Here is a 19,202-nt window from a genome sequence, read left to right as displayed (position 1 = left end):
TCCCAATCTATACTTTAATCACGTATTTGACCTTTAAATACATGTTTCATTTCCTACTCAGCACCTCAAAATAACATTTATTAAAATGTTGATGCCCAATTTCCATTTTCAAATACTAGTTCTTTTGAACCATCTTCGAATATGCCATAAATAGTCAAATCACTACTACCAATCATGAAGTCGACATGTACGTTTGAATCATTTAATCCGCTTGCAATCTTTTCCTCAACAGTCATTTCCGTTCCACCTTCAATATTGAAGGCGTAAGCAGATCCAATCGCTAAATGACATGCTGCATTTTCATCAAATAAAGTATTGTAAAAAATGGTATTACGATTTGATATCGGTGAATCATCAGGTACTAACGCTACTTCACCTAATCTTCTTGAACCTTCATCGGTATTGATTAAATCTTTCAATACCGCTTCACCCTTTTCAGCTGAAAAATCAATAATTTCTCCATCTTTAAACATCAATTTAAATTGATCGATAATTGTGCCGTTATAACTTAAAGGCAATTTATTAGTAACATATCCATCTACTCTATTTCGATCCGGTGCTGTAAATACTTCTTCAGTTGGTATATTAGCAATAAAAGCTTGTTCCTTGCCGTTAACATAACTTGTAGCATCTTCCCAGATATGATTTTTCGCTAAACCTACTGTTAAATCAGTACCTTCAGATACATAATGTAACGCATGGTAGTTTTTTTGCTGTAACTTTTGAGCGTAAACACTTAAATTAGCGATGTGTTGACGCCAATTTTCAACTGGATCGTTACCATCAATTCGCACAATATCGAATACCTCGTCAATAAACTTAATATATGCTTCTTCTACAGATAGTTCAGGATATACTCTCTTCGCCCAAGCTTTAGATGGAAAAGCAGCTACGACCCATGGAAATTGATTTTTTTGTACACTTTCCATATATCCTTTAAATGCGCGTGCGTTTTGTTGTTGAAATGCTTGTAATTTTTGGCTATCGATACCATCCATTAAATCAGGATCCTCACTAATAAGTGCTAAATTAGCAGCGCCACGTTTAACGTAATCCATTCTCGCTTCAACATCATATGATTTTATCTCATGATTAGCAAAATGTTCCACGGATTCATTTTCAAATTTTAAGCGTTTTAAGGTTGGATCGCTATATACAACACGTACATCTGAAGCGCCACAATGATATGCTTCTTCTACAATTAAATGCGTTAATTCTAATGTTTCTACTGATGATCTAATAAATACTGGCTGTTTTGGTTGAACATTCATACCAACCTTAACTAATAGTTCAGCGTATTGTTGTAACTTTTCTTTGTAATTAGTCAAAATTCCCACTCCTAGTCGTGTCGCAATTGTCCTAAAGCGTCAGCAATAGCTGTCACTTCACTTGGCGATAATCTTTCTCTTGATTGAACAAAATCATATATATCTGTTAATTCTTCTTCATTTGCATTTTTATATTTTTCAGGATCTAATAATCCTTGATTAACAATATTTAACTTCTCTCTAATAGCTAATACTTTCTCTTCATTTGTCATAGCCACAATGTTCACCTCTAATAATAGTTATGTTATCAAAGTATCACAATTTAATAAACTTTAATAGAATTTTATATAATCTGCTTTCTTATTGTTTAAAGTCGCTATAAAATGGGGATATAACTACATAGTTTGGAGGAATCAAAATGGTAGATGTAGCATTTGTCTGTCTTGGCAATATATGTCGTTCTCCAATGGCAGAAGCAATCATGCGACAAAGACTTAAAGACAGAAATATTCATGATATAAAAGTACATTCAAGAGGTACTGGTAGCTGGAATTTAGGAGAGCCGCCTCATGAAGGTACACAAAAAATTCTCAACAAACACAATATTCCATTTGATGGCATGATTAGTGAATTATTCGAAGCCACAGATGATTTTGATTACATTGTGGCTATGGATCAAAGTAACGTTGATAATATTAAATCTATCAATCCTAATCTTAAGGGACAATTGTTCAAACTGTTAGAATTTAGTAATATGGAAGAGAGTGATGTACCAGATCCATACTACACGAATAATTTTGAAGGTGTATACGACATGGTATTATCATCTTGTGATAATTTAATAGACTACATCGTAAAAGATGCAAATTTGAAAGAGGGGTAGTTTTTTATGGAAAATAAATTTGTTCCTGGTATTTTAATTGGTGCCGTAATTGGTGGCGCAATTAGTTTAGCTGATAAATCTACACGTCAAGCTTTAGTTCAATCAGTTAAAGATGCAAAAAATGGTAACCGCACTCGTAAGCCTTCTAAAGTCAGCAAGATTAAAGACGAAGTTTTATACTGGAAAGATGTTGTTGAAGAAATTCGTCGTAATAATCCTGAATTAGAACGTTCATTAAAGGATGCGAAAGAAACATTTGTTAATAGAAAAAATCAACGCTAAGATGATTTTGTTTTTATAAGGCAATACTTAACAATTTGGTGTACGCCTTTCATAGTTATCATTATTAAATGATAATACAATGATTGGCCAAACTGCATTGTTTCAGTATTGCCTTTGTTTTAATTTTAAATCAAAATAGCCTATGAAAGATTTAAATCAATTAATTTCTATAATATTATCATTTTTAAAGCATATCATTGTTTAGTTTTTTTATAATTGGATAAATACTAATAGTTACTTTATAAAACATTACATAGAGAAAGGTTAAGGAGTGCACATGTCGAAAAAGGATCACTCTTCTTCAAAATACCTTAATTCTGTTAAGGAAGCGCAAGAGGAGTCAAAAAAGAAAAATAAAAGTAATCCCAAAATTGATGTTGATCGTACATATATTGAACCTCAACAATTCCAATCTAAGAAACCTAAAAAAGAGGATCAGGTTTTCTTCTTATCAAGATTAAATAAACCTGCAAAATATAAGAAAGACTCTAATTTCTTATCATATCTCATCTATCGCATAGGAAAAGATGATGCCTCAGGATTAGCAGCGCAAATGACTTACCATTTCGTACTTGCTATGTTCCCTATGTTGCTTTTCCTATTAACACTATTACCATTTTTCAATATTAAGCAGAGTCAAATTACTAATATGTTAAGTAATGCACCCGCTGAAACATCTACTCTAATTAAGAGTGTAATTGGTGATATAACTCAAAACTCCAGTGGTGGCTTATTATCTATCGGTTTGATTTTAGCAATTTGGTCAGCTTCAAATGGAATGACTGCAATTATGAATTCTTTCAATGTTGCTTACGATGTAGAAGATAGCCGTAATGGAATCGTATTAAAACTACTAAGTGTTGTCTTCACTGTAGTTATGGGCGTTGTGTTTGTAGTTGCTCTAGCATTACCAACGCTTGGTTCTGTAATTAGTCATTTCCTATTCGGTCCACTTGGATTTGACGAACAAGTGAAATGGATTTTTAATCTTATTAGAATTGTGTTACCAATCATTATTATATTTATCGTGTTTATCGTGTTATATTCGGTTGCACCTAACGTTAAAACAAAACTTAAATCGGTATTACCAGGTGCAGTATTTACTTCAATTATTTGGTTAGCTGGTTCATTTGGTTTTGGTTGGTATATTTCAAATTTTGGTAACTATTCTAAAACATATGGCAGTATCGCGGGTATCATCATTTTGTTACTATGGTTATATATCACAAGTTTTATTATAATTGTCGGTGCTGAAATCAATGCAATCATTCATCAGCGTAGTGTAATTAAAGGTAAAACACCTGAAGAAGCAGCATTAGAACATGATGACAATAATAAAAATCATTATAATGAGAACACTAGGTACGAATATGCTGAAGATACTAATGCAACACATCAACGTACGTATCATGTTGATGAACATCCTAGTGATACCTATCCAGAAGATGATAAAAATATAAAAGACAAAATCGTTGATAAGCTAAAAAAAGACTAAACATCAACAAAACAGAGGTTTTCGCTAATGATTGCGAAGACCTCTGTTTTTTGGTGTCTATTTGATGTTATATTGTGATTGGCGTAAGTAACTTTTCTTAATTCGATATGAACTATTGAATTAAATTATGTTGGAATGCATAGATAACAGCTTGTGTTCTATCTTGCACTTCTAACTTACTTAAAATGTTACTCACATGTGTCTTAACCGTTTTAATAGTAATATGCGATGCACTAGCAATTTCTTGATTTGAGTAACCTTTCGCAATCAATAATAATATTTCCATTTCTCGTTCTGTAAGCATTTCATATAACTCTGCGCGCTTTTTCATACGGTTACGCATTTTCACTAAAACTTCCGGTTCAAAAACAGACTCTCCTCTAGAAGTTTTACGAACTGCATCGGCGATATCTTTTGCACTTGTTGTTTTTAAAATGTAACTATCGACACCTGCATCTAATGCACGATATACCTCTTTATCTTCAATAAAACTAGTTAACATTAATACTTTAATTTGCGGTAAATCTTTTTTAATCTGAGTCGTCGCTTCTACACCATCCATGTCTTCCATAAGTAAATCCATTAAAATTAAATCTGGCTTCAACTCATGGGCTTTGGCAATTGCTTCTTTACCAGAAGCGCCTTCACCAACTACTTCAATATCCCTTTGCGTTGATAGATAACTTGAAATTCCTATACGTACCATTTCATGATCATCCACAAACAATACTTTAATCGTCATACGAATCCTCCTTATTTAAAGGTGCTTTCACCTCGATACGTGTACCTGAATCTGGCAATGATACAATATGGAACGTTGCACCAATTTCCAAAGCTCTTTCACGCATATTTTTAAGTCCATAACTTTGTTCTAATTTTTCATCAACATTAAAACCTTTACCATTGTCTTGAATTCTCAACAATAAATAATCGTCTTTATTAAACAATTCTACTGTCACTTTTGTACCGTTTGAATGACGCAATGTATTCGAAATTGCTTCCTGTGTAATTCTGAACAAATGATCTTCAATACCTTTAGGCACTTTAAAATCTTGTATTTCATGCACAACTTTCATTGGCACTTTTTTTTGTAAATCAATAACTAAATCTTTAATACCCTCACCTAAAGATTTGTCTTTTAAACCAAGCGGTCTTAAATGTAACAGCAAAGCACGCATTTCTAACTGCGAATCTTGAACCATTTTCTCTAAAATCGGAATTTGTTGATCTAATGGTGGTTCTAACTTCGTTTCTTTGATAGCAGATAGCATCATACTTGCCGCAAAAAGTTGCTGACTAACAGAATCGTGAAGTTCTCGTGCTAGTCGTTGACGTTCATCTTCAATAATCTTTTTAACTTTCACATCATTAATATTATAATTTTCATTGGTTAAGTTTTGAGTTTTAAGTCGCAACTTATGCAATTCTTGATTTAAAGGTACGAGTGTATGGTATAAATCTAACGTTTCACTATATATTTCTATATTTTGATCATTAATACCAACTGTTTCGCCTTCCATTGAACGCTCAATTTGCGTCTTAATCCAATCATTTTGCTGATTGATTTTGTAAGCGAGTACCGAACCAACAATAATACACAATAATATGATGATGAGATTTAAAAATAAAAAGACTGGTATTCCGAATATTTGTGTATAAAACATACCTTGAAAATAGATGATATTTACAAAAACTTTATCGATGAACAGAAATGCAGCTAGCATGCTATATACTAAGATGAGCATTGAACCAATTGTTCTAATGTAGTGGTTCATCGATAAATCACCTCTACGTCTCCGATAAACGTTGATACGTAGATATTAACTGTATAGTTATCCGGTTTCATCATTTCTTCAATATGAATATTGTTATTTTCAACTTTATATGATTTTTCATTCACATAAGTACTTCCATAAAAAGCAGCTACATGTAAATTAATATTGTAATTAACCGGCAATATAACCTGCACTTTACCTAAAATGTGTCTAACAACAATGGTATTATTTTCCTTAATATTTGCAGCTTTTGTTAAGTCAATATGTAGGTCGCCAATTCCATGTTGAATTTGGACATCTTCCCACTTATATACATAAACTGGTGTGCGTTGCTCACCAAACCACTTTTGTTTAATAAAAGATGGTGAAGTCATAACCTCATCCGTCGCAACTACTTTTTTTGGTTTAAATTTGTGTATTAAATAACGCACAATAAGTAGTAATAAAAAGACGAACAAGATGATGATTGTATACTTATTAGACAATAATGTGAATGCAATTAATAGCGCGCCTATCCAAAACGCCAAAAGGCCACGTATTTTATGAAAATAAAGATATCCTACATAAACTAATACACATCCCAATAATAGAACGAGTAAAAAGCCAATTTTTTCAAAAAATATGTAGTAAAAATTGGCAATAATCATTAATGCAGTAAAAATGATCAACATTTGCGTTGATATATATTTGTGTGTCATGTTTCGCCGCCTTTCTATGCCACAGCGTTCATATAATTTATTAGATACGATGTTTTTTCTGTTGCTATTTTTTCAGTTGAAGTTTGTTGAATTTGAGTTTCAATTTGTGCATAATATGCTTCAACTTTATTCAACTCTGATTTAATATTTTCAATTTCTTGATTATTGATTTCTCTTGCACATTGAATTTGAAATGCTTCAGCAATATCAATATATTTATTTTCTAATGTTAGCATTAGACTGTTAATTAACTTGCTAAGTTGTTCTTTTTTAGTAATTAAATAACGCATATAATCATCTAAATTTTTCATTTTTTCATCTAACATTAAAAGGTAGTGCTTGATATTATTTCTTACTGTTGCTCTCAAAAACTGTTCAATATAACGTTCAACATAGTTCATAACTATCACCTTTTATAATAAGTTTTAAAATACCAAATGCGCTATGTATCTTCGTTGATGTCGATGATATGTTTGCTTAAAAACTACTTTATTACAACATATTTTTGAAATGACGCATTGATTGTGTTCTTAATTATTATAAAACAGTTCCGAAACCAATATGAATAGGCTCCGGAACTAAATGATGTTCATACTTTAGTCTTAGTATATGTTGAACTATTCTTCTTCAATCTTTGTCGTTAAAATCGGACCATCCTTAGTCACGATAACCGTATGCTCAATTTGAGCGACAAAACTTTTATCGCTCGTTTCAAAAGCCCATTCATTTTTACCTTCTGTAACAAATGATGCATTTGATGAGATAAACGGTTCAATAGCTAATACCATACCTTCAGTTAATAATGTTTTATCTTTTGGATCAAAGTAATTAAGTACATGTGCTGGCGCTTCATGTAATGATAAACCAACACCATGACCTGTTAAGTTTTTAATGACTTTCAAATCATTTTGTCTAGCTGTATTATGCACCGCTTTACCAATGTTACTTAACTTAGTACCCGGTTTTACTTTTGCAATTGCATTCTCAAATGCCATCGTTGCTACGTCACATACTTTTTGTTTCATTGGATCGTCTGATTCTCCAACGACAAATGAAATGCCTGTATCTGCATAATAGCCATTCTTCAATGCCGATACATCAATATTTACTAAATCTCCTTCACGAATGACACGCTTACTTGGAATCCCATGTGCCACCTCTTCATTCACACTAATACACGTTTGACCAGGAAAATTTTCATCATGAATTGGCGCAGAAATAGCACCGTATTCTTCAAATAACTCTTTCGCAATATTATCAAGCTCTTTCGTAGTGATACCTGGTTTGGTTGCAGCTTGCATTGTATTGCGCACTTTAGCGCATATGTATCCAATTTCTTTTAACGCTTGTAATTCTTCTTCTGTTTTTACAATCATTTTATCCCGTTCCTTTTTTATATAATTATAACTTATTATAGCAAAAATTCTTTGATATACTAAAGATGTTACTTTAGTATTTTGGAAAGTGAGTGGGACATAGTGTGATAAAGAAAAAATATTTCTTTATCGTTGTACCCCAACTTGCACATTATCGTAAGCTGACTTTTCGTCAGCTTCTGTGTTGGGGCCCCGCCAACCTGCATTACCTGTAGAATTTCTTTTTTCGAAATTCTCTATGTTGGGGCCCCGCCAACTTGCATTGTCTGTAGAAATTGGTATTCCAATTTCTCTATGTTGAGGCCCCGGACTAGAATTGAAAAATGCTTGTTACAAGTGCATTTTATTTCAGTCAACTACTAACAATATAACATTGTGGAGCCCAGAACTTTGATTAATGTATATGAAAATCAAAGTAATGCTTAAGCATGATTATTTCAAATATTTTACATACATGAACTTTTCCAATGTACGATACTATTATTATAAAGCGCTCGCTAAGATTTTACGATGATTAGAGGTTAAAAAATGAACGATCAATGGTATAAACATTTAATTGGTGCCAGAACAATTAAGACTGGTATTGCCATTTTTTTAACAGCTGTCTTTTGTATGGCACTAGATTTAACTCCCATCTATGCCATTTTAACGGCTGTAGTCACAATTGAACCAACTGCCAAGGCATCACTTATTAAAGGTTACCGTAGATTACCTGCTACGGTAATTGGTGCAGGCTTTGCAGTATTATTTACATATTTATTCGGCGATCAATCACCTTTTACATATGCATTGAGTGCGACGTTCACGATTTTATTCTGTACAAAACTCAAATTGCAAGTTGGTACGAATGTTGCTGTACTAACATCATTAGCTATGATTCCAGGTATTCATGATGCCTACATATTCAACTTCTTGTCTCGAACATTGACAGCGATTATTGGACTCGTGACATCAGGTTTAATTAACTTCATGGTGTTTCCACCTAAGTATTATGGTCAGGTCGAAGAAAAATTAAGTAAGACAGATGCCTTGATGTATAAATTATTTTACGATCGCTGCCAAGAACTTATCTTATCAAGACTGCAATCTGATAAAAGCGAAAAAGCATATAAAAATATTTTCAATTTAAACAATCAAGTTGAAACGTTAATAAGTTATCAACGTGATGAATTAAGCTATCATAAGAAAAAAGAATGTGATTGGAAATTACTCAACCAATTAACTAAACGTGCATATACGAATCGTTTGTTTATCACTCATTTATCAAATATCATTTACTTGCCTAAAAATACTCGTGTTAACTTTTCAGGTGACGAAAAAATGGCATTACTAAAAATTAGTAGTAGCATCAAAGATATATTTTATGATGGTTCTTTTAAGAGAGAAGATGATTCTGTAGAAACTTTACGTTCGACAATAAAAGCACATGAAATTAGTGGTGAAAATCAAATTAAAAGTCATATACTATACGAAGTTCTAATGATTTATCGACTGCTAGACAGCAGATATGCTTAATTTAAGTACCTCATGCTAATTGGCACCATGGGAGTGGGACAGAAATGATATTTTCGCAAAATTTATTTCGTCGTCCCACCCCAACTTGCACATTATTGTAAGCTGACTTTTCGTCAGCTTCTGTGTTGGGGCCCACACCCCAACTTGCATTGTCTGTAGAAATTGGGAATCCAATTTCTCTTTGTTGGGGCCCCGGACAAGAAGTGAAAAATGCTTGTTACAAGTGCATTTTCGTTCAGTCAACTACTGCCAATTTAACTTCGTAGAGCATAGAACATTGATTTATGTCCAAGCCTCATTTTTATCGTATATAGCATGTCCCTTTTTTAAATTACAAGCATAAATATTCAGACTCAAATATAGCCACACACCTAAACTACGGAGGGATGTGGCTGTCTTTTTTGATTGTAATTGTGTATCAGATTTAAATCATTAATGTAACGAGGCTAATTCATTAATAAATTTATTAAAATCTGATTTAGTAACGTTTATCCTTAATGAAATACCAGATTCTGTTGCCATGTTTGAATGCCTTAAACCAGAATCAAAATCAATATAAATACAAAGCAGTTCTTGATTAAAATCAATAATCGTAAAATGTAAATCAGGTTCTATAAAATATATTTCAGTAACAGGATTGTCGTATTCCATATGTTTCAAATTGTCCATGTCACTATCAAAAAGTGCAAATTCAAATTTAATTTCTTGATCTTCGAAAGTTGCACTAGTGTCGAAATAATAAATTTTATTATCTTCTTCGATAACTACATCTTTTAAAATAAATGTTATCGATGTTTTACTATGTACATAAGATGCATCTCTTAAAATCACTTTAGTAGGCTTCATCGTCAAATTCCTTTCATCATTCATTTTTTCATGTTGCATAATCACCATTACTATTGATAATTCTAGGATAGATACTCATTGTATAATAATTATTCACTAGAACAAAAAAACACACATCAATTTGGTTGTTTCCATCCAAAATAATGTGTGTGTTTATACATATATGATTAATTACTATACTTCATCGTTTATCAATTTTAAATCCATTGATGCGATGTTCAGAGTTAACGAGATTTCTTCTGTCTATTTGCTCTGTCTATTAATACTTGTTTCGCTTGCTTTTCCGCTTCATTATCTATTTCTTTAGGCTCAAACGGAATACCCTTACGTTCACAAGCTTTTTCTAACAGATAATCAGTGATTTCGTAATTTTTAGGTAAAATTGGTCCGTGTAAATAAGTACCTAATAAATTTTTATAATGAATGCCTTCTTTTTTATCTTCATCATTATTACCATAACCAAAAGTAACATGACCAAGTGTACCGAAATTATGATATGTTCTACCACCGTGATTTTCAAAACCTACAATAGTTCCAAAAGTATCACTTTCGATAACAATATCTCCTGTTAATCGGTTTGTCTTTGATTCAGTATAAAAATCTAAAATACCTAACCCTTCTAATTCTGTACCATCAGGCGTGATATATTTTTTTCCTAAAAATTGATAGCCTCCACAAATCGTTAATCCCGGCATACCATCTTCAATCGCTTCTTTAAGTGGTGTCTTAATTTTACTTAATTCTTTTGTTGCTAATGCTTGTTCTCTATCACTTCCACCACCGATAAAGAAAATATCACATTCATCAAAGGTAATACCTTCTGTTTCATTGATTTCTACGACATTAACTTTAATATTTCGTTTTTTTGCACGTTGTCTTAAAGCAATAATATTTCCTATATCACTGTATAAATTCAATTTATCTGACATAAAATGATAAATAGTCAATTCATGCATATTATGATTGACCTCCTTCAAACGAACGGTTTAATTGTTCAAGCATAGGCGCTAATGATGTATAGTTTGGTATTGCAACTGTGAAACCTTTATAATCCATAGTCTTTGCCGTTGCTTTATAAATATCACGCTCAACTATAATTGGTACTTCAACCTCTGCTAACTTCAATCGCAATTGAAGTTCTTCTGCTCGTGTACCTGTCACGATGATAGCTTCAATTTGTTGCTTAGATAATTTTTCAAAATCTGCATCATAAATCCATGAAGTATCTCGACCATCTGCAGCGTTATCATTTAGCGAAATAACATACACTTTTTCGCCCTCTAATTGTTCACCAACTGATAAACTTGCATTCATTCCTGCAGGGTTTTTAGCTAAATTGATCATCGCTTCTTTTCGTTCTTTTTTAAAGTACTGCATACGACCATTGTCTGATGTATACGTTTCAAAGCCATTTTTAATTGCTTGTTCATTTAACCCTAGCTCTCTTAAAACTGTATATGCTGCTAACGCGTTATAAGCGTTAAAGTCACCTGCAATTTTCATATCATATTTTTCATCATTGATATTTAAATGTAAAAACGGTGCCACATCAAAACTTGATATTTCATATTTTGCTTGCTCTCGTTTGAAACCACACTGACAGTGATAATGACCAATTTGATTATAATGAATATAATCGTATTGCAATAAGCGACCACAGTTTGGACAATATCTACTTTCATTCATCGTACTTTGTTCAAATTCATGGGCATGTGCTTTCATACCATAGTACACAATCGTATCACTTGCGATTTTCAAACGACTCACAAATGGATCATCAGCATTTAGCAATAATTTGATGCCTTTATTACTAATTGTCTCTGCAATGTTGTTAACCATAATATCAATTTCACCGAAGCGATCCATTTGATCTCTAAAGAAATTAGTAAATACCATCATTGAAGGTGTAACTTCTTTTAACACACGTGGAATCGAACCTTCATCAATTTCGATTACCGCAATTTTAGTCTTAGGTGTTGATTGCATGATGAATGCAGAAGTTATACCTGCAGCCATATTAGCACCTTCATTATTGTGTATAATTTGAATATTATTTGCTTTTAAAGTATGTCCAATTAAGTTTGAAGTCGTTGTTTTACCATTTGTTCCACTGATAAATACAATATCATCAACTTGCTCTGCTAATTTTCTTAATATATCTGTATCCACTTTTCTAGCGATTTGTCCAGGTAAATCTGTTCCTCTTTTACCTACTGCTCTACTTGCTTTACGCGCCAATTTCGCTAGATGGATTGCCGTCCACTGTCTCATGTGTTTCCTCCTCAAATTTCCACTCGCATAATTATAACATGACAAGGCAACTTCAAAAAAGTTTCTCAATCACAAATTGATACAGTGTTTCTAAATTATAATCATTCTCATTTAGATAATTAAAAATGATATTTATTCTCAATTAAATCTCGCTAAATGATACATTTTCTCAATTAGAGCGCTGAAATCGGGCATTAAATTATAATTATTATTATTTACAATTGAGAATGAGTTTGTTATACTAAGTTTAATTCATAGTAATTTTAATTTACAAATAAGAGGTGTATCAAAATGTTAAGTAAAAATTTATTAGAAGCATTAAATGATCAAATGAACCATGAGTACTTTGCAGCACATGCATATATGGCAATGGCAGCATACTGTGATAAAGAATCGTACGAAGGATTTGCAAACTTCTTCATTCAACAAGCTAAAGAAGAACGTTTCCATGGACAAAAGATTTATAACTATATTAACGACAGAGGTGCACATGCAGAATTCAGAGCAGTTTCAGCACCAAAAATTGACTTTTCAAGCATACTAGAAACTTTCAAAGACAGCTTATCTCAAGAACAAGAAGTAACAAGACGTTTCTATAACTTATCTGAAATCGCTCGTCAAGATAAAGATTATGCAACTATCTCATTCTTAAACTGGTTCTTAGATGAACAAGTCGAAGAAGAATCAATGTTTGAAACTCACATCAATTATTTAACTCGTATCGGCGATGACAGCAATGCATTATATCTTTACGAAAAAGAACTTGGCGCTCGTACATTCGACGAAGAATAATTAAACATCACTACAATAGACAGATAAATATCATACGACATGATAGACATTTGGGTCACATACAATAACCCAATGTCTATATTATTTTGCTTTACGGAGATCACTAGATTCATTTTCTGAATCATTGATCTGCGTTTTTTCATTTTCAAGGCTAATTATTGTATTTTTAGTCATTTATTTTTTAAACTACTAATGTTAATAACTCTAAATTTAATGTTGAATTAATTTGACCGATTTTAAAGCATATCATCATTTACTTTTTAATCAGAGTTACATCCAAATGATAGATTTCACGTTATACCTTCACGTATAATATTATGTATCGTTTGTAAGCAAATGACTAAAAAGTCTATTAATATATACATTTAATTAATTGAAAGGATTGACTACATGATACAAGATGCGTTTGTTGCACTTGATTTTGAAACAGCAAATGGTAAACGTACAAGTATTTGTTCTGTCGGAATGGTTAAAGTCATTGATAGTCAAATAACAGAAACATTTCATACTCTTGTGAATCCGCAAGACTATTTTTCACAACAAAATATTAAAGTTCATGGCATACAACCAGAAGATGTTGAAAATGCACCTACGTTTGACTACGTATTTCCATATATGATGCAATTTATTGCAGATTTACCTGTTGTCGCACATAACGCGGCATTTGATATGAACGTCTTACATCAAAGCATTCAAAATATTGGTTTACCAACTCCAAATTTAACTTACTTTTGTAGTTATCAACTTGCTAAAAGAACCGTTGATTCGTATCGATACGGTTTAAAACATATGATGGAGTTTTATCAATTAGATTTTCATGGTCATCATGATGCATTGAATGATGCCAAAGCATGCGCAATGATTACTTTTAGGCTACTGAAAAATTATGAAAATTTAACATATGTAACTAATATTTATGGTAAAAATCTAAAAGATAAAGGCTAGGACTAAATAAAATACTCCCTTCAAAGTAAGCATTGTAAAAATGTAAACTTTGCAGGGAGCTTTATTTTATATAAAGTCATATATCGTCATATTTTTATAAGTTGATTGTTCTAAATTACCTACAGTGACACCAATAAGTCGAATTGGTACATCAGGGTCTTTTAAATCGTTATAAAGTAAATATGCAATATTATAAATATCTTCTTCAGAACTAACCGAATCTCTTAAACTCATCTGTTTAGATAACGTTTCAAATTGATAAGTTTTAATTTTAACCGTTACAGTTTTAGCTGACTTCTGTAATTTATTTAGACGTTCAGCTGTTTTACCTGACAACTCCCATACTTTTCTTAAAATCTCCTCATCATCATTCACGTCTGTTGCAAATGTGCGTTCTGTCCCTACTGATTTTCTTACTCTTGATGATTTCACTTCACTATGGTCAATACCGCGTGCCTTGTTATATAAACCCCGACCTCTTTTTCCAAACAAACGTATTAATTCAAATTCCGTTTTCTCATATAAATCTCTACCGTTAAAAATACCATTATCATGCATTACTTTTTTGGAAGCTTTACCTACGCCCGGAAAATCTCCAATATCCAATGTCATCAAAATATCATGGACATTTTGATAATCAATCACAGTCATACCATCAGGTTTATTCATACCACTCGCTAATTTAGCTAAAAATTTGTTATAAGAAACACCTGCAGATGCTGTTAAATGTGTCTGCTCTAGAATATCTTTTCTAATATACTGAGCAATTTTCGAAGCAGGAAGGTCTGGTCTCACTAATTCTGTAATATCTAAATACGCTTCATCCAATGACATCGGTTCTACCTTATCTGTATAACTTCGGAAAATAGACATAATCTGCGCAGATGTTTCTCGGTAAGCACCAAAATTACTTGTGACAAAGTATCCATTTGGACATAATTTATGCGCTTGTGACATAGGCATTGCTGAATGGACGCCGTATTTTCGTGCTTCATAAGATGCCGTAGAGACAACACCCCTACTACTTGCTTTACCACCAACAATGACTGGTTTCCCTTTCAATTTGGGGTTATCTCTCATTTCGACTTGTGCAAAAAAGTAGTCCATATCTATATGAATAATTCGTCTCTCAGTCAAGTGCTCACCTCCCTACTAATTTTTACTTTTATAACGCACAAAAATATCTCAACATAATTATACGCTGTGTACGATTTTTTTACATAAATCTTGCACTTAGCGATAACTATATTGAGATAACTACAAGTTGTTATAAAATCAATTGCTATTTAAGCATGATGATGAAGACGATTGAGTAAGAAAACATAGGTAATCTGAAATAATTCAAGCAAATTCATTTTGTTGGTATCATCATATTAAAATTTATTATTGAGTCGGCTTTTGATGATACAAATAAATACTATCTTCATCTTGTTGAACATATTTAAAACTACTAGATATTGTTAATGCAACAAGCAAAATATCTATAAAGCAATAAGCGGTATGCATACTAAACATAAAAATAAGTGATGAATAACCAAATACCTTAATTAAAATAAGCAAGCCAGTACTTAATAGGATTAGTGGTGACAGCATAATAATTGAGAATTGCCATTTGTTGAAGTAAGCATCTGCTGTTTGGAATAAGATTCTGTCTTTTTTTATATTAAACATAGGTTTGCTATCTTTTTTAAATAAAAGAAATAATGCTCTATGGATAAGTTCATGTAAAATCAATAAAATAATGAATCCAGCAAACCCATATACAAGATTGATGATGATATTTTGATCGACAACCGCTGTGACACCTAACGCCCACTTATACGTAAATAAAATCACGAATAACGCAATAACAAGTTGCAAGATAATAAACCTTCGCATTTGAAAATTATTTGTCGTTAAATCAATTTTATGCATTGCCAACCCTCCCGATCATGACATTCTTATTCTTCTTTAAATATAGTATACAATGTCACATTTAATTTAAAAAGTTCATATCAAGAAAGTAAATTGGCTGTAATAAAATTTTAATATACGACTTCTTTCTTCACTTATTAAGGCGAAATTTTATCTCAAATCATGTGCGCTATTTCAAATTGAATAATGCCACTGTCTCAACATGTGTTGTTTGTGGAAACATATCTACCGGTGTTACCTCTTCAAGTTGATATTTTTCAGCTAATAATAATGCATCACGTTGCTGTGTTGCGGGATTACATGAAATATAGACAATACGCTTAGGTTCTAATGTAAGCAAAGTCTGAATAAACGTTTCGTCACAGCCCTTTCTTGGCGGATCAACCATTACAACATCTGGTTTAATCCCTTGTGCTTTCCATTGTAAAATAACTTCTTCAGCTTTCCCACAGACAAAAGTTGTATTATTGCATTGGTTTATAGTCGCATTTTGTTGTGCGTCTTCAATTGCAGAAGGTACTACTTCAACACCGTATACATGTTTTGCATGTGGTGCCATATATAGCCCTATTGTTCCAATACCACAATAGGTATCTAATACAACTTCATTACCTGTCAATTGCGCATACTCAATTGCTTTATTATATAATTTCTCTGTTTGTTCAGAATTAATTTGGTAGAATGACTGATCACTTATTTTAAATGTACTATCTGTTAATTGATCAATAATTGTATCTTTACCATATAGCGTTATAGACTGACGTCCCATAATAACATTAGAGTGGCTATCATTAATGTTTTGTTTAATGCTTGTCACATTAGGAAATGCATCTAATATCTTCTCAACAACAGCATTTTTTTGTGGCCACTTTTTACCATTAGTTACAAAAATAATCATCATTTCGTCTGTATGATATCCTGTTCTTACAACCAAATGTCTCATTAAACCTTTTTTCAATTGTTCTTGATAAATACTTACATTTAAATCTTTTAAAATAGATTTAACTTCATTCATCACTTCTTGATGTTGTGAATCTTGTATTAAACAACTTTCCATGTCAATAATGTCATGGCTTCTTTGACGATAAAAGCCCATAATAACTTCATTCTGTTCATTCTTACCAACTGGAATCTGGGACTTGTTTCGATATCTCCAAGGATCTGTCATGCCAACTGTATCGTTAATCTTAGAATTATCAAAATGCGCTTTTCGCTGAAACAAATTAATCACTTGTTCCTTTTTCATTTCAAGTTGTGCTTCGTATGATAAGTGTTGAAGTTGGCACCCACCACAACGTTCATAATATATACATGGCGGTGCAACACGATTCTCACTTCTCGTATTTATATTAAGCAACTTACCTATCGCAAAGTTCTTTTTTACTTTGATAATTTTATATTCAATTTGTTCATTAATTAAAGCTTGTGGTATGAAAATAGGAAAGCGATCTATTTTTACGACACCATGGCCTTCATGCGTTAAATCAACAACTGTTCCCGTTTTAATGTCATTTTTAGCTATTGCTTGCAAAATTTTACCTCCAAAAGGAACAGGTTAGGAACAAAATTATGCGCTTCCTAACCTGCCATTATATATTTCACTACTTCTGTTTATTCTTCGATTAAATTGTCATCAACATGATCATTATTTATTAACTCTTCATTTACAATATCATTAGGTGCAAAGACATCTATATGACGTTCTAGATTCAAGAAATTCGCTGGTAATTTACCACCATATTCTCCATCTACATTTAGTTGTAAGTCTGTGAATGATGAAATATTAATTGCCTTTGCTTTTTCATAAATAACTTTAGGATGCTTAGTATGTTCTCCTCTTGAAGCTAAAGTCATAATATGACCAAGTTCTGCAAGGTTTGATTTTTCAACTATAATTAACGTAAAATAGCCGTCATCTAACTTAGCGTCCGGCACTAATTTTTCAAATCCTGCCATTGAATTTGTTAAACCTAAAAAGAATAATAATGCTTCTCCTTGGAAAACATTACCATCATATTCAATTCTTAAATCTACAGCTTTCATTTGAGGTAACATTTCGAAACCTTTGATGTAATAAGCAAATGGACCAACAATAGATTTCAATTTACTCGGTGTTTCATAAGAGACCTGCGTCAATTGTCCGCCTGCAGCTAAATTAATAAAGTATCGATTATTCATTTTACCAATATCTACTTTAGTAGAATGACCTTCAATGATGACATCAAGTGCCCCCATGATGTCATTAGGTATATGCAATGCACGTCCAAAGTCATTAACAGTACCCATAGGAATGACACCTAGCTTAGGACGATTAGGCTTTTCTGCGATACCATTAACTACTTCATTTAATGTTCCGTCACCGCCTGCAGCGATTAATACATCATAATTTTCATGCATAGCTCTTTCTGCTTCAAGTGTGGCATCACCGATTTTCTCGGTTGCATATGCACTCGTTTCATATCCCGCTTTTTCTAATTTTATTAAGGCATCAGGTAATTCTCTTTTAAATTGCTCTTTACCTGATGTCGGGTTATAAATGATTCTAGCACGTTTCCTCATATCTTATCCCTCTACTTAAAATTCATATATTTTAACTTCATCTTGGTTTCGTCTACTAGGGAGTGGGACAGAAATAATATTTAACAAAATTTATTTCGCTCTACCCCAACTTGCATTGTCTGTAGAATTTCCTTTCGAAATTCTCTTTGTTGAGGGCCCCACCCCAACTTGCACATTATTGTAAGCTGACAGAAAGTCAGCTTCTATGTTGGGGCCCCGCCAACTTGCACATTATTGTAAGCTGACAGAAAGTCAGCTTCTATGTTGGGGCCCCGCCAACTTGCACATTATTGTAAGCTGACAGAAAGTCAGCTTCTATGTTGGGGCCCCGCCAACTTGCACATTATTGTAAGCTGACAGAAAGTCAGCTTCTATGTTGGGGCCCGAATCTAATTGAAAAAAGCTTGTTACAAGCGTATTTTCTTTCAGTCAACTACTGCCAATATAACATTGTAGTGCCTAGGACATTGAATTTATGACCCAGGCTCAGTCTTATTTCATCATTCTTAATATCGTTAAAGACCAACTTGTATCTTAAACAAATACTATCTCAATATGTACAAAGGTTGTTATTTATTCAGCA

Annotated in this window: 22 protein-coding genes; 6 read left to right on the top strand and 16 right to left on the bottom strand. The window is 32.5% G+C overall.

Annotated features, from left to right (window positions below; translation table 11 throughout):
- Positions 1 to 80: 80 nt before the first annotated feature.
- Positions 81 to 1,337, bottom strand: coding sequence for an aminopeptidase (locus ACXQH5_RS09315; RefSeq protein WP_078065149.1), 1,257 nt, complete (start codon positions 1,335 to 1,337; stop codon positions 81 to 83).
- Positions 1,338 to 1,339: 2 nt separating this feature from the next.
- Entirely contained in the window at positions 1,340 to 1,540 is a 201-nt protein-coding gene (locus ACXQH5_RS09310; protein WP_000180460.1) for a DUF1128 family protein, read from the bottom strand.
- A 146-nt stretch (positions 1,541 to 1,686) separates the two neighbouring features.
- Between ACXQH5_RS09310 and ACXQH5_RS09305 the strand changes: the two genes are divergently transcribed.
- The 3 genes from ACXQH5_RS09305 (at position 1,687) to ACXQH5_RS09295 (ending at position 3,928) form a co-directional block, all read left to right on the top strand.
- Positions 1,687 to 2,151, top strand: coding sequence for a low molecular weight protein-tyrosine-phosphatase (locus tag ACXQH5_RS09305; protein ID WP_000228666.1), 465 nt, complete (start codon positions 1,687 to 1,689; stop codon positions 2,149 to 2,151).
- Between the two features lie 6 nt (positions 2,152 to 2,157).
- Positions 2,158 to 2,433, top strand: a complete 276-nt coding sequence (locus ACXQH5_RS09300) for a YtxH domain-containing protein (protein ID WP_000428172.1) — start codon at positions 2,158 to 2,160, stop codon at positions 2,431 to 2,433.
- A 277-nt stretch (positions 2,434 to 2,710) separates the two neighbouring features.
- Entirely contained in the window at positions 2,711 to 3,928 is a 1,218-nt protein-coding gene (locus tag ACXQH5_RS09295) for a YihY/virulence factor BrkB family protein (protein ID WP_000037087.1), read from the top strand.
- 112 nt (positions 3,929 to 4,040) lie between these two features.
- Here ACXQH5_RS09295 and vraR read toward each other — a convergent pair whose 3' ends face one another.
- The 5 genes from vraR to map all read right to left on the bottom strand — a co-directional run bounded on the left by vraR (position 4,041) and on the right by map (position 7,777).
- Entirely contained in the window at positions 4,041 to 4,670 is a 630-nt protein-coding gene (vraR, locus tag ACXQH5_RS09290; RefSeq protein WP_000153526.1) for a response regulator transcription factor VraR, read from the bottom strand.
- Positions 4,660 to 5,703, bottom strand: coding sequence for a sensor histidine kinase VraS (gene vraS / locus ACXQH5_RS09285; protein ID WP_001017131.1), 1,044 nt, complete (start codon positions 5,701 to 5,703; stop codon positions 4,660 to 4,662). The genes vraR and vraS overlap by 11 nt, the downstream gene beginning before the upstream one ends.
- Positions 5,700 to 6,401, bottom strand: coding sequence for a cell wall-active antibiotics response protein VraT (gene vraT, locus ACXQH5_RS09280; RefSeq protein ID WP_000149064.1), 702 nt, complete (start codon positions 6,399 to 6,401; stop codon positions 5,700 to 5,702). The genes vraS and vraT overlap by 4 nt, the downstream gene beginning before the upstream one ends.
- A gap of 14 nt (positions 6,402 to 6,415) precedes the next feature.
- The gene (locus tag ACXQH5_RS09275) at positions 6,416 to 6,802 is read right to left on the bottom strand and encodes a hypothetical protein (RefSeq protein WP_111058724.1); all 387 of its coding nucleotides are present in this window, start codon (positions 6,800 to 6,802) and stop codon (positions 6,416 to 6,418) included.
- 216 nt (positions 6,803 to 7,018) lie between these two features.
- Positions 7,019 to 7,777: a type I methionyl aminopeptidase gene (map, locus tag ACXQH5_RS09270; RefSeq protein ID WP_000636142.1), complete on the bottom strand. Its 759-nt coding sequence runs from the start codon at positions 7,775 to 7,777 to the stop codon at positions 7,019 to 7,021.
- A 528-nt stretch (positions 7,778 to 8,305) separates the two neighbouring features.
- Between map and ACXQH5_RS09265 the strand changes: the two genes are divergently transcribed.
- Positions 8,306 to 9,292, top strand: a complete 987-nt coding sequence (locus ACXQH5_RS09265; protein WP_000999708.1) for an FUSC family protein — start codon at positions 8,306 to 8,308, stop codon at positions 9,290 to 9,292.
- A 432-nt stretch (positions 9,293 to 9,724) separates the two neighbouring features.
- Here ACXQH5_RS09265 and ACXQH5_RS09260 read toward each other — a convergent pair whose 3' ends face one another.
- The 4 genes from ACXQH5_RS09260 to murT all read right to left on the bottom strand — a co-directional run bounded on the left by ACXQH5_RS09260 (position 9,725) and on the right by murT (position 12,409).
- Positions 9,725 to 10,138, bottom strand: coding sequence for a hypothetical protein (locus ACXQH5_RS09260; RefSeq protein ID WP_025174552.1), 414 nt, complete (start codon positions 10,136 to 10,138; stop codon positions 9,725 to 9,727).
- Between the two features lie 28 nt (positions 10,139 to 10,166).
- Positions 10,167 to 10,277, bottom strand: coding sequence for a hypothetical protein (locus tag ACXQH5_RS09255; RefSeq protein ID WP_001790257.1), 111 nt, complete (start codon positions 10,275 to 10,277; stop codon positions 10,167 to 10,169).
- Between the two features lie 85 nt (positions 10,278 to 10,362).
- The gene (gatD, locus tag ACXQH5_RS09250) at positions 10,363 to 11,094 is read right to left on the bottom strand and encodes a lipid II isoglutaminyl synthase subunit GatD (protein ID WP_000544973.1); all 732 of its coding nucleotides are present in this window, start codon (positions 11,092 to 11,094) and stop codon (positions 10,363 to 10,365) included.
- A 1-nt stretch (position 11,095) separates the two neighbouring features.
- On the bottom strand, positions 11,096 to 12,409 hold the full coding sequence (gene murT, locus ACXQH5_RS09245) for a lipid II isoglutaminyl synthase subunit MurT (protein WP_001250333.1): 1,314 nt from the start codon (positions 12,407 to 12,409) through the stop codon (positions 11,096 to 11,098).
- A gap of 291 nt (positions 12,410 to 12,700) precedes the next feature.
- On the opposite strand from murT, the gene ftnA reads away from it, so the two are divergent.
- Positions 12,701 to 13,201 carry an H-type ferritin FtnA gene (gene ftnA / locus ACXQH5_RS09240; RefSeq protein WP_000949467.1) on the top strand — a complete coding sequence of 167 codons (501 nt, stop codon included), beginning with the start codon at positions 12,701 to 12,703 and terminating at the stop codon, positions 13,199 to 13,201.
- A gap of 81 nt (positions 13,202 to 13,282) precedes the next feature.
- On the opposite strand, the gene ACXQH5_RS09235 is transcribed toward ftnA, so the two are convergent.
- Complete coding sequence (locus ACXQH5_RS09235; protein ID WP_001790679.1) at positions 13,283 to 13,375, bottom strand: hypothetical protein; 93 nt, start codon at positions 13,373 to 13,375, stop codon at positions 13,283 to 13,285.
- Between the two features lie 216 nt (positions 13,376 to 13,591).
- Here ACXQH5_RS09235 and ACXQH5_RS09230 point away from each other — a divergent pair, with 216 nt between their 5' ends.
- Entirely contained in the window at positions 13,592 to 14,146 is a 555-nt protein-coding gene (locus ACXQH5_RS09230; RefSeq protein WP_000613738.1) for a 3'-5' exonuclease, read from the top strand.
- A gap of 66 nt (positions 14,147 to 14,212) precedes the next feature.
- Here ACXQH5_RS09230 and dinB read toward each other — a convergent pair whose 3' ends face one another.
- The 4 genes from dinB to ACXQH5_RS09210 form a co-directional block, all read right to left on the bottom strand.
- The gene (dinB, locus tag ACXQH5_RS09225) at positions 14,213 to 15,283 is read right to left on the bottom strand and encodes a DNA polymerase IV (protein ID WP_000140176.1); all 1,071 of its coding nucleotides are present in this window, start codon (positions 15,281 to 15,283) and stop codon (positions 14,213 to 14,215) included.
- A 246-nt stretch (positions 15,284 to 15,529) separates the two neighbouring features.
- On the bottom strand, positions 15,530 to 16,060 hold the full coding sequence (locus tag ACXQH5_RS09220; protein ID WP_000548782.1) for a DUF3267 domain-containing protein: 531 nt from the start codon (positions 16,058 to 16,060) through the stop codon (positions 15,530 to 15,532).
- Positions 16,061 to 16,229: 169 nt separating this feature from the next.
- Positions 16,230 to 17,591 (bottom strand): 23S rRNA (uracil(1939)-C(5))-methyltransferase RlmD, encoded by a 1,362-nt coding sequence (gene rlmD / locus ACXQH5_RS09215; RefSeq protein ID WP_001147864.1) that lies wholly within the window; start codon positions 17,589 to 17,591, stop codon positions 16,230 to 16,232.
- Between the two features lie 80 nt (positions 17,592 to 17,671).
- A complete protein-coding gene (locus tag ACXQH5_RS09210) occupies positions 17,672 to 18,619 on the bottom strand; it encodes a diacylglycerol kinase (protein WP_001231458.1) in 948 nt (315 codons plus the stop codon).
- Between the last annotated feature and the right edge of the window lie 583 nt (positions 18,620 to 19,202).

The sequence above is a fragment of the Staphylococcus sp. SA22 genome, assembly GCF_054165785.1.
Note: the sequence above shows the minus strand (reverse complement) of the source record. Positions and strands in the feature narration are given on the sequence as shown.

Excerpts from the sequence above, each read along its gene's own strand:
- ACXQH5_RS09260 (WP_025174552.1), bottom strand. The coding sequence starts at position 10,138 with ATGAAGCCTACTAAAGTGATTTTAAGAGATGCATCTTATGTACATAGT.
- gatD (WP_000544973.1), bottom strand. The coding sequence starts at position 11,094 with ATGCATGAATTGACTATTTATCATTTTATGTCAGATAAATTGAATTTA.
- ACXQH5_RS09310 (WP_000180460.1), bottom strand. The coding sequence starts at position 1,540 with ATGACAAATGAAGAGAAAGTATTAGCTATTAGAGAGAAGTTAAATATT.
- ACXQH5_RS09265 (WP_000999708.1), top strand. The coding sequence starts at position 8,306 with ATGAACGATCAATGGTATAAACATTTAATTGGTGCCAGAACAATTAAG.
- ACXQH5_RS09275 (WP_111058724.1), bottom strand. The coding sequence starts at position 6,802 with ATGAACTATGTTGAACGTTATATTGAACAGTTTTTGAGAGCAACAGTA.
- ACXQH5_RS09210 (WP_001231458.1), bottom strand. The coding sequence starts at position 18,619 with ATGAGGAAACGTGCTAGAATCATTTATAACCCGACATCAGGTAAAGAG.
- ftnA (WP_000949467.1), top strand. The coding sequence starts at position 12,701 with ATGTTAAGTAAAAATTTATTAGAAGCATTAAATGATCAAATGAACCAT.
- ACXQH5_RS09305 (WP_000228666.1), top strand. The coding sequence starts at position 1,687 with ATGGTAGATGTAGCATTTGTCTGTCTTGGCAATATATGTCGTTCTCCA.
- ACXQH5_RS09300 (WP_000428172.1), top strand. The coding sequence starts at position 2,158 with ATGGAAAATAAATTTGTTCCTGGTATTTTAATTGGTGCCGTAATTGGT.
- vraS (WP_001017131.1), bottom strand. The coding sequence starts at position 5,703 with ATGAACCACTACATTAGAACAATTGGTTCAATGCTCATCTTAGTATAT.
- ACXQH5_RS09235 (WP_001790679.1), bottom strand. The coding sequence starts at position 13,375 with ATGACTAAAAATACAATAATTAGCCTTGAAAATGAAAAAACGCAGATC.
- ACXQH5_RS09230 (WP_000613738.1), top strand. The coding sequence starts at position 13,592 with ATGATACAAGATGCGTTTGTTGCACTTGATTTTGAAACAGCAAATGGT.
- vraR (WP_000153526.1), bottom strand. The coding sequence starts at position 4,670 with ATGACGATTAAAGTATTGTTTGTGGATGATCATGAAATGGTACGTATA.
- ACXQH5_RS09220 (WP_000548782.1), bottom strand. The coding sequence starts at position 16,060 with ATGCATAAAATTGATTTAACGACAAATAATTTTCAAATGCGAAGGTTT.
- vraT (WP_000149064.1), bottom strand. The coding sequence starts at position 6,401 with ATGACACACAAATATATATCAACGCAAATGTTGATCATTTTTACTGCA.
- murT (WP_001250333.1), bottom strand. The coding sequence starts at position 12,409 with ATGAGACAGTGGACGGCAATCCATCTAGCGAAATTGGCGCGTAAAGCA.
- ACXQH5_RS09295 (WP_000037087.1), top strand. The coding sequence starts at position 2,711 with ATGTCGAAAAAGGATCACTCTTCTTCAAAATACCTTAATTCTGTTAAG.
- map (WP_000636142.1), bottom strand. The coding sequence starts at position 7,777 with ATGATTGTAAAAACAGAAGAAGAATTACAAGCGTTAAAAGAAATTGGA.